This is a genomic window from Croceimicrobium hydrocarbonivorans (assembly GCF_014524565.1).
Classification (GTDB): domain Bacteria; phylum Bacteroidota; class Bacteroidia; order Flavobacteriales; family Schleiferiaceae; genus Croceimicrobium; species Croceimicrobium hydrocarbonivorans.
The window spans coordinates 1,628,259-1,643,388 of record NZ_CP060139.1; the positions used below are offsets into that span (position 1 = coordinate 1,628,259).

A 15,130-nucleotide genomic window follows, 5' to 3' on the forward strand; every position below is an offset into this window, starting at 1 on the left:
ATCAACAAGACACCAATAGCATTTTTTGTTAGCTGTCTCGTCTTGAGAAGTTTATCCATTAGCAAAGACCCTGTCCAAATAATTAAGGAAACAAAGGTTATAGAGATTCCTACATTAATCAGATAATGATGAACCCCAAAACCTAAGTCTTTCGGGTCTGGGTTGTAAGGGCTTGGAATATATCCCAATTTTAGAGATGCTCTCACTACATAAGTAACGAATGTTAGAATTGTCACAATGGGAATTAGAGCAAATACCATCTTATATTTTCTAATATATAGTATCATTTTTTCTTGACGTTTATCTTGGTATTATCTAATTCACTCCAGTTTTCGGCTGGCCGCGACATCCACTCATCCGGCATAGGTCCCTGTATCCACCAAGTTCCACCATAGTAGGTAGTTTCGACATTACCGTTTTTATCAACCTTGACTGTTCCTCCATCCAAAACTTTGAAAACCTGTGTTTTAGGATTAGGGAATTTTTTGGTTTTTAGACCATCAATAGGCACATAGCTCTGTTTTCCTGCTCCTACTCTGACAGAGCTATTATCTTCTTTATCACCTACTGCATTATCAGGCTTATAATAAACATCTGCATCACTATCATTTTGTATTGTAGGTGTGATTTTTTCACCTCCATTTTTCTCTACTTTATCCCAGTCACCGTCCGAAATACTAATTCCTCCGTCTTGGGTATATTCATTCAGCTTAGTTCCTCCCATGTCAAGGTATTCCTGGTCGCTACAGTTCGGGTCATAAGTCTGACCCTCCTTCATTACAATAGCATCTCCCTTCCATCCATCAGCTGATGGCCCTAAAAGCTCTCCATCCGTCCCAAAGACTGGGCCCCGGCCATCAGGATCTGTCAACATTATCGGATTATTCTCTACGAAGTTGTAAGGTGTTACATGCGGGTATCTATGCGCCAAGGGATCCACACTCAACCAAACACTAATCTTTGGATCGTAATAACGGGCCCCATAATAGAAGTTCCCGGTCTCATCATCCCATTCCTTGCCGTTAAAGCGGAAGCGACTGGAGAAAGAGCGATAATTGAAAGCCATCTGATTTTGCAGGTTTTCTCCCCATATAGTATTATAGAAAAACTGATATGCCTCACCCCGCATATCCGTAATAAACTCCACAGAACCTAAATAATCAGGATGGTACCAATACATAACCGCTATTTCCGAGCAATCAATATTTCCTGCCTCTTGAGCTACAAATGTACTTTGCTCGCATGCACAAATAGTTGGATCTAGATCGTCTTCACAATATACCGCCAAGGTAACCCCATCCGTTAAACTAGGTTGTGCTAACATGACCTCCCAGTCCAACTCCACCGACACATCATATAAACAGTCCATAGTTGCCTGCATATCCTCTATTACAGCGTCAGTAGCAAGGCTCATATTCCCTCCTTCGTAGCCAAGACCAGGTACAAAGCCAGCCGAGTCCACCAAATGACTTAGAGCAGAGGAAATACGTTGATCGCCCATATAATAGTGCTTACTAATTAATACCGCTTCCTCATAATGAGAGGCAATAAAATAAGGATTCACATATACAGTTGGGCTTTCCAGGCTTAAGACCGTCTGACCCTGGCTATTCGTATTTACCAGGCTACCGGTAATGATCGTTTTTAGCACTCTTTCACCTGCTACATCATAAACATAATGAGCTAAATCTGCATGATCATTATCTCCTTTCTTAACTCCTCTCAAAGTTTGATGCTCATTCCAACAGAAGTCCTCCACTAAATTAGTCCCAGTGCCTCCAGTTTCCGCTTTTTGAACAATACTTCCGGCGTTATTGTATGTAAATTCAAAACCTTTGCCAGCGCTATTGGTTATTTCTTTAATCTTATGATCACCTGGAGTCTGAAGATAGGAATAGGTATAGTTATAATTAGATATTCCCCCTGAACCATCTGCTAAAGCCTTAGAGGCCAATCTCCCCACGGACTTGTATTCCATACTCTGAACGATGTTGTGTACTGGAGTAATGCTCCCTCCATTGACAACATCAAACTTCTGATGAACGGAAGTAATTTGATTTAAGCCATCATAAGAAATGTCATCAAAACTATAATGTCCACCCAGTGAGTTTCCATTAACCAAGACATTATCTGCGGTATTTTCGATACTTGCGATATTCCCTCTCAAGTCATAAGCAAAGCTTTTATTCAGCAATTGACCACTATTTGATTCCAATTGCACATTGCTTAATCGACGAACATTGTCTATTTCAAGATGGGTAGTTGTTCCATTAGCATAATTGATATACTCCCGATTGCCTAGACCGTCATACAAGATTTCATCCAAGATGGAATAGGAACTGGTCATCCCCGGTAAGGTCCCGCTCATGGCTGTTAGGTTGGCACATTGATCATAAGTATAGTTAACTTGCTCACCATCCGGATAAATCATTTCAAGGATACGCCCCCAACTATCAAAACTAAATTGAGTGGTGAATTTGCGATCACCTGCGGTTGGGACCTGAATTAACTTTCGCTCAAAAACAACATTGCCTAATAAATCATATTTAAATCGATCCTCTTTGAAACCGTTGCCTTGTTCGATCTTAACAATTCTGCCAGCTCCATTCTTCCCATCTCCTTTGCTACCATAGGTGTAGATCACATCATTAAGATCTCCGGTTTGAGGATAATTAACAGTCAAAAGCCTTCCTTTGAAATAGGTTCTAGTGATACCCAAAGATCCTGTTCCGGGAGTTTCTGTTTTAAGAAGGTTTCCGGATAAATCGTAAGTAAAGGTAGAAAGACCTCTATCTGGATGGTTTTCTTGAGTTAATCTCCCAAAGTTATCATAGCTGTAGGTAGTGGATAAACCCACTTCGTTGGTCGTAGAATTTAGCTCCCCCAAATTGCTATAATCAAAATATGTCAACTCTGGTATGGTAGTCCCGCCCCCTCTAAAGGCGGCTTGCATCACCTGAAATCCTCTTGCGTCTGTAAATACCTGCTTATGCATATCTGGTATTGAAGCATAACCCAGCACTTTGGATTCAGTGACCATAAGGTTAGTGCCTTCACCAAAAGCATCCACAGATTGATAATAATTAAACTCTGTTTGGATGGGATTTGTTGCTGTGGGATAAGTAGTGGTTTTCTTAACCCTGCCTAATAGGTCATACAGCATGGTTTGATTCCGTGCAGCAAGTCCAGTGTGAACTTTGTTTGATGTTTGTTCAACAACATTCAACTCTTTAAAATCAGGCAATATGGCTGCCTCTTCTAAGAAACTCCAGCGAGAAAATCTAGCCCAGCCCATTTTATCTGTATTGCTAAATCCAGTTACCTCCCTTTCCACTTCAAAATTCCCTGGTCCGGAGTTACCAGAACGCTCATTTCTTGCCTGAACCACGTTCCCAAAGCCATCCACGAATATTGCGGTTCGTAAAGGATTAATTAAAGCCGAACTACTTAAGCTTGGCACGGCACTGGCCGGATTGACCGCCGGATTAGTTAATCCAGCATAGTTTGAAGCCGGAGCATTAACATTCCTGTAAGTTATGGCCACTGGGACTTTCTTAAGGGGATTGTTAGAGGTGGGAATATACCCCCCCAATTCATACTCAAAAGTTAGAGTTGCGTAGGATGCCCCGTTCTCCAATTTGGCATAATACTCCCTAGGCGCCCAAACTTCTCTTAGTCTAAAAAGTGGATCATATACATAGTGCAATGGGTATCCATTTAAATCAATGGACCGCAGTAGATTTCCATTCTTCAAATCATAAGCATAATAGGCTTTTTCATTGAATTGATTTTCAACCTCTACCACATAAGTTTTTACATCTGAATCGTAGCTTAAATTTATTTCCGCTCTCTGTGAGTTTGCATCTAAGGGTCCTAATAATTGAATTACATTACCATAATTATCGAAGCTTAAATTTGTCACAGCTTCAGAACCCCCGGCTAATTTTTGCTTCATCTCGGACGGTGTTCCTTTACCGGAAACTAATGCACTCACCTCACTATGTCTTGACACTGAATTTGAAGTTGACCCTTCATAGATTTCATGTTCTTTCAGAACATTAACCGCATCACTCAAATTAATGCCTACCTGTGGTTCAAAGTAATCCATAAGAGCAATTAGATCGGCACTGTATGAGACATTGTAATTATCTTCTTGAATGAAGATCATATCATGAATTGGCTTTTTAAAGTCGATTGTAACTGCTGGTTCACGTCCTTCGCCAGTAAACATGGGTCCTCCACAATCTGGAACTCTCGGATCCCAATACGATTCAATTATGATTGTGTCAACCAGATACCCGGGTTCTGTAGTATAATTAACTTCAAAAGCAAGAGCATTCGGAATATTAAGACTCGTAAGGGTTACCGTTTGAAAATCAGTGGTACTATTATCAATAAGATCCTGAATTAAAACATCGAAGGATCTTGTTTCGTAATAATGGTGATGAATAGTATCCACCACCGAAGTACTAACCGTTGTACTTGTACTAGCTTCTCCTTTTTCATAGCGAGTGATATTGAAATACTTATCATACTCTGCACTAAACTGAGAACTCTGGTGAAAAAATGAAAGAGGCGCTGGAGTAGTTGTAAACACATCAATGGAATCCATTATTGGTCTTACGACTGTTTGTTCATTCACAATCGCTGGGAATAATGTGTTCATTTCTCCCAATTCGCCCCAAGTTACCGGACTACTAGTTTCGGTTTCATTAAAATCCAAAACCTGATCCACCAAATAATACTCTATCGTATTATGCTTATGGCTAATCATTTTTCGATACTCATCAGTTTTTAGATAGGTATCTGAACTGTAGGTGCGGTGCTCCAATTGGTACGAAACCTGAAAATTTAATAAATGAATTTCATCTTTTAAGGTACCATGTTTATACTCATATCGCTTGCGACCTTCAAAATCCGGATCTGCAAATGGCTCATACAACATAACTTGAGAATAAAAACGATGTACTAAATACAGATCCTCTGGACTTGGACCAAAAGGCACATGAATGTACTCTTGAGGGAAACTCAAGTTTTCATAATCACTAGCTACAGCTAATTCATACTCAAATTTAGGTTGAATCACTTCTAGTCTTGAAAAACCTAAAAAGTCGCGTTCCCTTCTGCTCTTAAAGCCACCATCATAAACATACTCATAGGTACGCACATCTACTCCATCAACATCTTCCCCATTTACCTCGGCATGTAAACCATCATCTACCGTTAGAGTTTTCATAACCCACTTACCCATTGGCATATCCCAAAAAACTAATTGATTATCGGAGCTGCGATGCGTTTTCACTTTAGGCTCGTGATATCCAACCTTATTTCCTACCAGCTCATAGTCAATTGTAAAGGTCCCACCTAAAAAATTGGTCACCGATTTAAGTCGATTACCTTTTCCTACTTTATTATAATACACGGCTAATTGGTCACTTCCTTCATTGAGGACAAAGTCAGGAGCACCATCTCCATTCATGTCCATAAACGCAGCTTGTGTTGAACTAAATGAAATATTCGGACTGGCCTCAACATTTACATTTATTTTAACTGGTCCAGGGATTGTTACCACGGGTGCCGCAAAACTTGCCGAAATACCGGTGGTAACCGCCTCGTTCATTGGTTCTTCTAATGTTGGATCAGGATTAATTGCATAGCTTGAAAAACCAGAACCGGTATTGAGTTCAAAAGCGATGATATCTCCAGAGGCGGAATAGACTAGCTTATCTGGCAAGCCATCTTTGGTAATGTCCAAATACTCAATCTTGGCATAATTCAGCACCCGATTTACATTGACACCAACTTTAAAAGATTCGCTTAATACGTTTGCAGACTTATCCATAACATCCAAGCCACTGCTAAGGTTAACGGACATTTGTTGCTGCTCATGATTAACCAATGATGACATGGAGGAATATGCCGCCATAGAATAACCCAGATTGAGACTTACTTGTTGGTTTGTTCCACCAAAATCTTTGACTTTATCTACAAGACCATCTCCATTAATATCCTGCCAGCTTATTTTGGTTTCAGAATTTGTTGTATTAAAAGCACCACCAAGGGCAAGCGTGGAAACTGGTGTTTTATCCTCAATTGTTACAAACGGTATTCGCTGATTTAGAAATGAACCAGAAGAAATGGAAACTGCATTGGAGGAACTTACATTTTGCCCTTTGAACCCTCCCGTATAGGTTATAGCTGAACTTTTTAAACCACCTAATGAGTTTGTTATCCTGGCCTCTAAACTGGCATCCCCTCCCCAAAGATCCGGATATCCGTCACCATTTATATCCATCAATTGTCTAGTAGGCTCTGAATAATACTGGCTTCCCGAAGATAATTGGCTATTAGTATAAGAAGTTCCATAGTTCGTTCGAGCTATGGGTACTCCAAATCCACCTCCAAAATTATAGGCTTGGGAATAGGATTCACTTCTTTGTTTAATACCATAAGCAATATCAGTTCCACTTGGAGGGCTCTGGCTAGGTCCTAAATCTAAGTCTGGCTCCAAATACTTACCCGGAGCCTGTACTCCTTGCTTTCCAAAAAAGCCTAAATGAGATTCAGCAACTGAATAGCGATCTAGAGAATGAGGTGTGTAGGGGCTATAATTCCTTGTATAATCTCTTAAGCCAGCTCCATACTCTCCCCTAAAGGGTGAAGCAGGCAGGAATAATAAGTCTTCTATACCAGGAAACTGACTAGAAAGACCTTCAACATCCTCACCCTTTCTGGGTGGGTCATCATTGAAATAATTTACACTTGATGCCAAATCCTCAGTTGGGATTTTAATATCGGCTTTTCTAATAAATTTGGTCAAATCCGGTTCACTCCAGCCAAAATATCCCCAATGCTGCATTTTATCTCCCAGCAAGCTCACGTTTTGGGCATAGATACTCGGAAAAACATCTCGCAATCTCAAAGCGGATAATTTTCCCAAATCGATAATTTCATAATCCCGAACTAGTTGTGGCCAATATTCTGCCAAGTTTTGATCGGTAGAATAAACCTCTAAGTACAACTCTTTTCCATCAATCTCACTACCGGTAAAACGATAAGTTCCACTAGGACTAGGACTTGCATATCGATTAGCAATTGTTCCTAATAAAGTTCCATCTTTATCTAAGGCATATACAGCATAGGATTGATCGACATTAAAACGAACGGCCATTTTCGCTATAAGGGTTTCATCAATCTTCTGAACTACATAAACAGTTTTGTAGTTGTCATATCCGTAGCTAGAGTAAGCATTGAGCTCTTCCGAAGAATAGAATTGAGTATAATCCACATTGGCTAAAACTGGCCAAATTCTATACTTTGACCCTGGGTTTACAGTAAGAGTAAATGGATCATTGTGATCCACTATTCGGTTAAATACCCCATAATCCACTACTGGATAACGAACTGGATTTCCAGGAGGACCATTCAAACAAGATTCCATGTCAATTTCAACCTTTGGCCTCCAGTCAATGCTCTGCCAATTAACGGTAGAAGTACTTTTAACTTTAAAGCTTAGGAATGTTTCGTAGTTATCCGTAACAGAACCAGGTAACATATCTTCTATACTCCCATAGCTATCAAAGAAACTTGCATTTGGGAAGGAAGGGTCTGTTTTTGTAAACATTGCCTCCGTAATCGTATTGCTTATACCTGCCTCTAGCACATAATCATAAGTCCATTCGTATTCATACTCTCCCGTGCTTCTGTTCATTAAAGAAACGCCTACTTCAAATACAACATCATCTGAATACTTGAGTGTACTAAGGCTCGGCCAGGTAAGCTTAAAATCTAGTTCTGAAGCCACCTCAACCGGTTGTTGACCACTTAAAAGAAAAGAACCTGTAGCACTGGTTTCGGTAAAGTTTGTTCCTTCTCCATCGCGTTTGATAGAGCTATGATTGGAGTAGGTGATACTGGGATCCCACTGCAACAAATCATTATAGCCATTGTCACCGCTAGAGGTTCTGAAAAATAGGGTATCTCCTTCCTGTACCGTTACACTAGAAAAGTTCATATTTACCGAACTGCCAGCTGCCACCGTTTGAAAACCCGAGCCCATAAATGCTTGATTATGCTCTATAGCCACTTCAACAGGCCCGGTATTACTGCCACTTAATGCTGCAATTCCCGTAATATTTATTGTGCCAGAAAAAGGTGCAATCCAAGGTCTTACTAGTTGAATATCCTTGATAGGATCTTGTCCTGGTTCAACAGGAGGGGTAGCACCAGTTACAATAGGGTTTAAGGTTGCATCCGAATGTTCGGTGTATTGCAGGTTTCCCAAATCATCCAATTTCCCAAAATAGATATAGTCATTGTTTCCTACCGGACGCACCAAATCTGGTAAACCATCTGCATTATAATCCGTAAGGTATTGATAGGTAGTTGACCAGCTTCTATTCCAATTTTGACCAAAGTTTACATTTATGCTCAAAATTCCCGGAATACTTAACTCCCCAACAAAATCATAGCCATAATCAAATGAAGTGCTATAAGATTTATTAAAAACTTCTTGACCAATTTTAAGTTGAGTTCCCTTTATTAAATTCCCTTCGTCATTGATTGTAATGGGATAATAATAATCACCACTTAAAGTATGTTCATATAAATCTGGGATGCCATCACCGTTCATGTCTCTTAAACCTTGCCTTTGGTATGATTCATATAACCCGCCACCGAAGTTAGCACTGAAAGTCATGTTTTTACCTGGTTTCTTACTCTCAGGATCTGGTGCGTAACCTGCTCCAATTGATAATTTGGAGTTCATTCCAAAACTGGTACTTTTTGAGACAGGAAGTTCTGGTGAATTTTTCACTAAGGTTTTTTCTACCCCACGTAACTCATCCGATATTTGGGGGAAAAGAGCTTGCACTTCTACATTGTGCTTAACATATTCTGGGACAGTTTCAAACCCAATACCCGCCTTATAATACTCAAAATCATGCCGATGGAAAAAATCGCCACTTCGATATTCTTCTATACCCTCTAATATGTTTTTAAACAGGGTCGTGCTTTTACTATCTAAGTCAAATACATAAGATTTTACTTCCTGCGAATTATAGTAGACTTTAATATCATCCAATTGGAAATCATCATAGACTAGAAAGCCATAATTAGCTGTCAAATTAGCATCAACCCTTCCAGTACTAGTGTTGAACTCTATTCGATATTTAGGACTTGGGGTTCCCGAAGTATGCCCGGTATAGTCTATATAATCCAAAACAATTTTCTGGGCTCCATTTTCAAGGCTTCCAGAGCTGTTAACATCCGTTCTAGAATAATGATACTCCACATAATTGCCCCAAACATCAATAATCTTACACAACTTCCATTCTGCAATATCACTTGCCGTATTCTTTTGCTTCCTTAACACCGCATTTGCAGCCACTGTAGACCCGTCATAGGTGCCATAAAAAAACCTTGTTCCTGAAGCATCTTGCTCTATCCAAACATAATTGTCAGGGCCAGTTCCTTTCCGGATTAAATCTTTGTATCCAGTTCGAATTCTTTCAAAAAAGCGAATATCTCCAGTAGAACGATTGTACACTTCACGGTTAGCCCTTCTTCCTCCCTGAGAGTTGGCTTGAGCATCAAAGTCATTCTCTTCGAACAAAGGCTCCCCATTCATTACATAGGACTCCGTTTGAATTTGGCTATCATACTCAGGAACTCCCCATTTTGTGTCTACAGAAATACTAGGCACACCTACGTTCCAGCCATAACCAGCCCAGGAACTTCCGCCTTCTGAATTGTAAGACAATGCCAACTGTGGTTGCATACCCTTTCTTCCTTCAGGAATCTCTAAGGGATAAGAAAGGCTCGCCTCGCCAGTTTGACTGATACTTGGAGGTTGCATTAAATTCATTCCCGAAACCGGATTAGCAGGCTTGATATCCTGAATCATAGTAGGCGCAAAGGCACTAGCCTCAGGCATTTCAGGGGATTTGATTAAAGCCCCAAAATACTGGGTTTGCCCCTTATTGGGCACAAAGGCAATTTCCCCATTGGTATCAATAGAGTCAATCGCTACTCCTTGCCAAGATTTTGTATTGTAATCGAAATAATAAACCTGTAGCTCACTTAATTTCTGTTGGGAATTTAGTTGGGCGATGTTCAGCTTAAAGCCAATTTGCTCCGCTTGGGCTGCTACTTGTGGTGAGGGCTGATAAGCCTTGGCACCGGAAGTAATATTGATAATTCCTTGGGGTAAAGCCGGCATTTCTACCTCGCGTAGGCGATAAGCTTGCACGGTTTCCATCGCTGGTATGGCCTGGAAATAAGCAGGGTCTTCTACCACCACTCTTTCCAATCGAGGGCTCTGCATGGCTCCGTCTGCCTGACGTTGGAATTCCAGTTTTGGGCTCTTGATCTGAGCTGAGATTCCTAAACCACTGGGAACGGTAAATCGCAAGTAGTTTAAGCCTTCCTTTAAATCAGAAGCCGCGATTTTCTCGCGTACCTGATGCCAGCGATCATCCTTCACCAGACTTCTTTCTCCAAAAGTTTCATTAGAGTTAAAACTCTTGGCTAAACTGCGACCGTCTTCAACGCCATTTACTTCGTAGGTAAGGTAAACCGAAGACCAATCGGCAGACTTAAAGTTTCTGGGTAATTGAAAATTGAAAATATCATCCTGGGGATCGTTCAAAGGCATATTAAGCTCCATTCCAATTAAAGCCTCATCTTCTAGGGCGGGCACGGCAAAGCTTTGCACCTCACTTAAATCTAGAACCTCATTCTCCTGAACAGGCTGAGCTTGATGGATTGGAGTATGCCTTCGAGCGCCACTTTTAGATTTGCTCAGGATTCCGGATTCTTTAGTTATATGGCCCGATTTATCTAAGGTCGGACTTGCAGGTTGCACTTCTCCCCAATGACTCAAGGCGCGGGCACTGGCATGAAGATCATTGAATAAAAAGAAAAATACGAGTAGGCAGGAGGCTACTTGGCTTATACGATCAGTTTTCATAAGGTCTTAGAAGCGTTTCTTAACGGTCAGTTTTTGGCTAAAGGCTTGATCCTGGCTGTGGAAAATAAAGGTGTAGGCACCAGGGATTCCTACGCGGAAGGTCCATTCTTGCAGATCAGATTGAATGCTTATTTCCTCCTGATGCATCAACCTTCCTTGAGGATCATAAACCTCAATACGCAGACTTTCATCAATTGGGAATTCATGAAATTCAAAGTGGGCCTTTTCTCCGGTAAAGCCGGGATTGGGATACACTACAATACGTTGACCTTCCTCATAAGTAATGGAAGAAGCCTGATTGCTAGCCACAAAACGGATTCCGCCTTGAGCGCTATCCGGGCCCGCCACCAAAAAGTCCCCTTTGGCATCGCCTTCCATGCTTTTCACCCAAAGATCATACTGCCCGCTACCCACCTCAATCAGTAAAGGCGTTTCGTACATAGTAGTATCATACTGAGCTTCACCTTGCAAGGCATTTAATTGCACTTCTACCGGCAATTGACCAGGATCTACATTAAGGGCCATTAAGCCAGGACCTTGCGGCATAATACCTACGCTAGCGGTATCATCACAGCTATTGCCCTTCACGCGAAAGCGGTAAATACGATTGGCTTGAAGATCGTCTAATGCCAGGGCCATCGCTAGATCTGACCCATATTGAATGGATTTTACTGAAATCGTATCCATACCATCGGTTAAAATGATGGTATCATTAAAAGTCGAATTCTGATGCTGGGGATAATACAATCTCAAACTATCCGCCGATGATTGAAAGTTCTGTGTACGAAGTCGCCAGGCAGTAATTGGGAATTGCTGATTGAGGTATAGCTCACAATCGAAGGTTTCGCTCTGGTCAATACGCTTGGATAGCACCATAAAGGAAGCCTCGTGCATATAGCGTTGAGGCATAGTCCCAAAGGGCACGATGGTATCCAAAGCCACAATTAAAGAATCCTCATGATAGGCCACGGTTTGGCTTTGTTGCAATCCTGAAAAAGGAAAATTTCCCAGGGCAATTACTTCGCGGTCGTAAACCTTGTCTCTTTGCGGTGTCCAATAAAAACTCGAAGCACTGTCTCCGGGATAACTGCGTAAGCTTTTATCTTCATTCTTGGTAGTAGGTATAGAATACTTTAAAGAAAGATAAGCCTCCATTAAGCGCATTTCCTGCTTGGAGAAAAAGCGATTGTAGGCAATAACTTCAGCCACCTCAAACATATTGGTGTCGATTTGTGGCGCCACCGCAACCCCTCCACGCATACGATAAGCCGGGAAAGAAGCCGATAATATTAAGGGTCGATTTTGATCAGGAACAAATTCTCTTCCGGCACCACGGTACAAAATTTCTGTATCCGTAATCTGCAATCCCTTGCAGCGCAAATAGCTCTTTCCAGATGGCTGATTATACAGAGGACGTACCACTAAAAAGATGCTATGCCCTCTTTCCGGTAGTCGAGCAAATTTTTTCAAAGCGCTGCTCACCGAGTCATTGGACAAGATCGGATGATTGCCAATTAAATCCGTAGCTAAGGAATGCTGATTAGGGTTAAAAGGCTGAGCCGGTTGACTATACCAGATATCCGGTTGACCTAATTCGGTTTGGGCATGGTGGATTTGGGGCACGAGGAAAATAAGGCCTGCCATAAGCAGACCTTTCCCCAGAAGGTTAAACTGAGTGCGAAGCATAGATTAATTATAAGGTCTAAGCCTTTGACTCAAATCAAAATACAGGTTGTCTAAAAAGAATTAGGAAACTTACACACCCCCACAATTCAACCTAAAGACAAAGGCTAAAAAATACTTTCGCGACGAATGTAATAGAATGAATTGAAAATGAAGGCGCCTATATTTACCGCTACACCGGAATTATAATCCGACCAACAGCAACACCCTATAAGCCAGCGCTTAAGCCTCTTTCTGCCATTGAGAAATGACAAGCAAATTCAACTTAAGCCACAAAATTTAATATTCTGGAAATGTGAAGAAGAGCCTGTTTTAACCGTTAAATTGGTTCATGGTAATTTGAGGTCCCGCCAAGGCAAAGCTCTCAATGGCCTGAGCAGCCTTATCAATGCGAGGGTCTACTATATCCCACTGCGAAGGAGTCCAGCGGCCTAAAACATAGTCGACCTGCCGACCACGAGGAAAATCGCTACCAATGCCAAATCGGAGGCGGGCATAATCTTGCCTACCTAATACCTGATTGATGTTTTTTAAGCCATTCTGACCACCATCACTACCCTTAAGCTTTAAGCGCAAGGTGCCGGGGTCTAAAGCCAAATCATCAACCACCACCAATAATTGATGCAGGGGGATTTTTTCTTGTTGCAGCCAATAATTTACCGCCTTACCACTGAGATTCATATAGGTGGTAGGCTTAATGAGAATGAGCTTCTTGTTCTTCACTTTCAGCTCCGCGCGACTGGCATAACGCTCGGTAGAAAAAGAAGTGCCGGAGCCAGCTATAAGCCGGTCCAGCACATCAAATCCTATATTATGACGGGTTCCCTCATACTCTGGCCCAATATTTCCTAATCCGGCTATGAGGTAAGTGGACACCCGAAAAAAGCTTAGGCTTCAGCAGACTCTTCAGTCGCAGCTTCAGCACCTTCTTCGCCTTCTTCTTCATCGTCGCTATCATTAACAGCATTACGAGAAGTACGAACAGCTACTACAGTACGTCCACCATCACCCAGAATTTCGAATCCTTCAGTTTTAACGTCTTTCACACGTAAAGACTGACCAATACGAAGGTTTTCGATATTGAGATCAATTACTCCGGGAAGGTTTTCTTCAGTACCTAATACTTTAACGCGACGTAAGGTAAATTTCAATTTACCACCATTACGTACACCACGAGCATTACCTACCAAGTTAATGGGCACAGTAGCTTCGAATGGCTTACCATCGGTAATCTGGAAGAAGTCTACGTGCTCAATTTCACTGCTTACAGGGTGGAACTGAGAATCGCGAACCACGCACTTATATTCGGTACCGTCTACATTGATAACCACCATTAGGGCTTCGGCAGTGTAGAGTAATTCTTGGAAGTTACGGCTGTCGGTGTAAAAGTGAACGTTCTGACCGGCTCCGTAGATCACGCAAGGAACCATACCCTCACGACGCAACAACTTGGCGCTCTTCGTGCCGAGCTCCTCTCTTGATTTACCCTCGATGCTAATTGATCTCATTGTATCTGGGAATTTTAATTTTCTAAAAAGTGTGAACTGATTGATTCATGATGATGCACCTTATGCATCACACCCGCAAATAACTCGGCTATCGAAAGTACTTCGATCTTTTCCGATTTGTGTTCTTGAGGGATGGTATCGGTAATTACCAAACGGCTAAGCTTGGATTTTTCGATTCTTTCAATGGCCTTTCCAGAAAGTACACCGTGCGTACAATAGGCTTGTACACTCTTAGCTCCTTTGGCCAATAACATGTCGGCAGCCTTGGTTAAAGTTCCAGCAGTATCAACCATATCGTCAATCAATACTACATTGCGACCTTCTACCTCACCAATTACTGTCATCTTATCGATCACATTGGCTTTCTTGCGCTGCTTGTAACAAATCACCACCTCGCTCTCTAACCATTTAGCATAGTTATTGGCTCGTTTAGAACCTCCCATATCAGGAGAAGCGATGGTTAAATCTTCCAGTTTCTGTCCTTTAATATGAGGCACGAAAATGCTGGAGGCAAATACGTGATCCACCGGAACTTCAAAGAAACCTTGAATTTGATCTGCGTGTAAGTCCATAGTCATGATGCGAGTAGCACCAGCGGCCATTAACAAATTAGCCACCATTTTGGCCCCAATGGGAACTCGTGACTTATCCTTGCGATCCTGACGCGCCCATCCAAAATAAGGCATCACAACTGTAATGTGCTTAGCTGAGGCACGCTTGGCCGCATCACACATTAAAAGCAACTCCATTAAATTATCACTGGGTTGCATAGTTGAGCCTACCAAGAATACTCGACCCCCGCGAACGGTCTCCTCAAAAGAAGGTTGAAACTCCCCGTCGCTGAATTCATTGATCTCCACCTTTCCCAATGGCGAGCCGTAAGCATCTGCCATTTTCTGGGCGATCTTCATTGAACTCCTTGTCGCAAAAATTTTCGCTTGTGGTGTCAAGTGTCTAAAACTTTGGAATT

The 15,130-nt window shown here is 41.7% G+C and carries 5 protein-coding genes; all 5 read right to left on the reverse strand.

Features of this window, described 5'->3' with window-relative positions; translation table 11 throughout:
- Positions 1–283: 283 nt before the first annotated feature.
- On the reverse strand, positions 284–10,969 hold the full coding sequence (locus H4K34_RS07470) for a SpvB/TcaC N-terminal domain-containing protein (RefSeq protein ID WP_210760195.1): 10,686 nt from the start codon (positions 10,967–10,969) through the stop codon (positions 284–286).
- 6 nt (positions 10,970–10,975) lie between these two features.
- Positions 10,976–12,613, reverse strand: a complete 1,638-nt coding sequence (locus H4K34_RS07475; RefSeq protein ID WP_210760196.1) for a T9SS type A sorting domain-containing protein — start codon at positions 12,611–12,613, stop codon at positions 10,976–10,978.
- Positions 12,614–12,964: 351 nt separating this feature from the next.
- Positions 12,965–13,528, reverse strand: coding sequence for an aminoacyl-tRNA hydrolase (gene pth / locus H4K34_RS07480; protein ID WP_210760197.1), 564 nt, complete (start codon positions 13,526–13,528; stop codon positions 12,965–12,967).
- Positions 13,529–13,539: 11 nt separating this feature from the next.
- Positions 13,540–14,160 carry a 50S ribosomal protein L25 gene (locus H4K34_RS07485; RefSeq protein WP_210760198.1) on the reverse strand — a complete coding sequence of 207 codons (621 nt, stop codon included), beginning with the start codon at positions 14,158–14,160 and terminating at the stop codon, positions 13,540–13,542.
- Positions 14,161–14,174: 14 nt separating this feature from the next.
- Complete coding sequence (locus H4K34_RS07490; protein WP_210760199.1) at positions 14,175–15,110, reverse strand: ribose-phosphate pyrophosphokinase; 936 nt, start codon at positions 15,108–15,110, stop codon at positions 14,175–14,177.
- Positions 15,111–15,130: the final 20 nt, after the last annotated feature.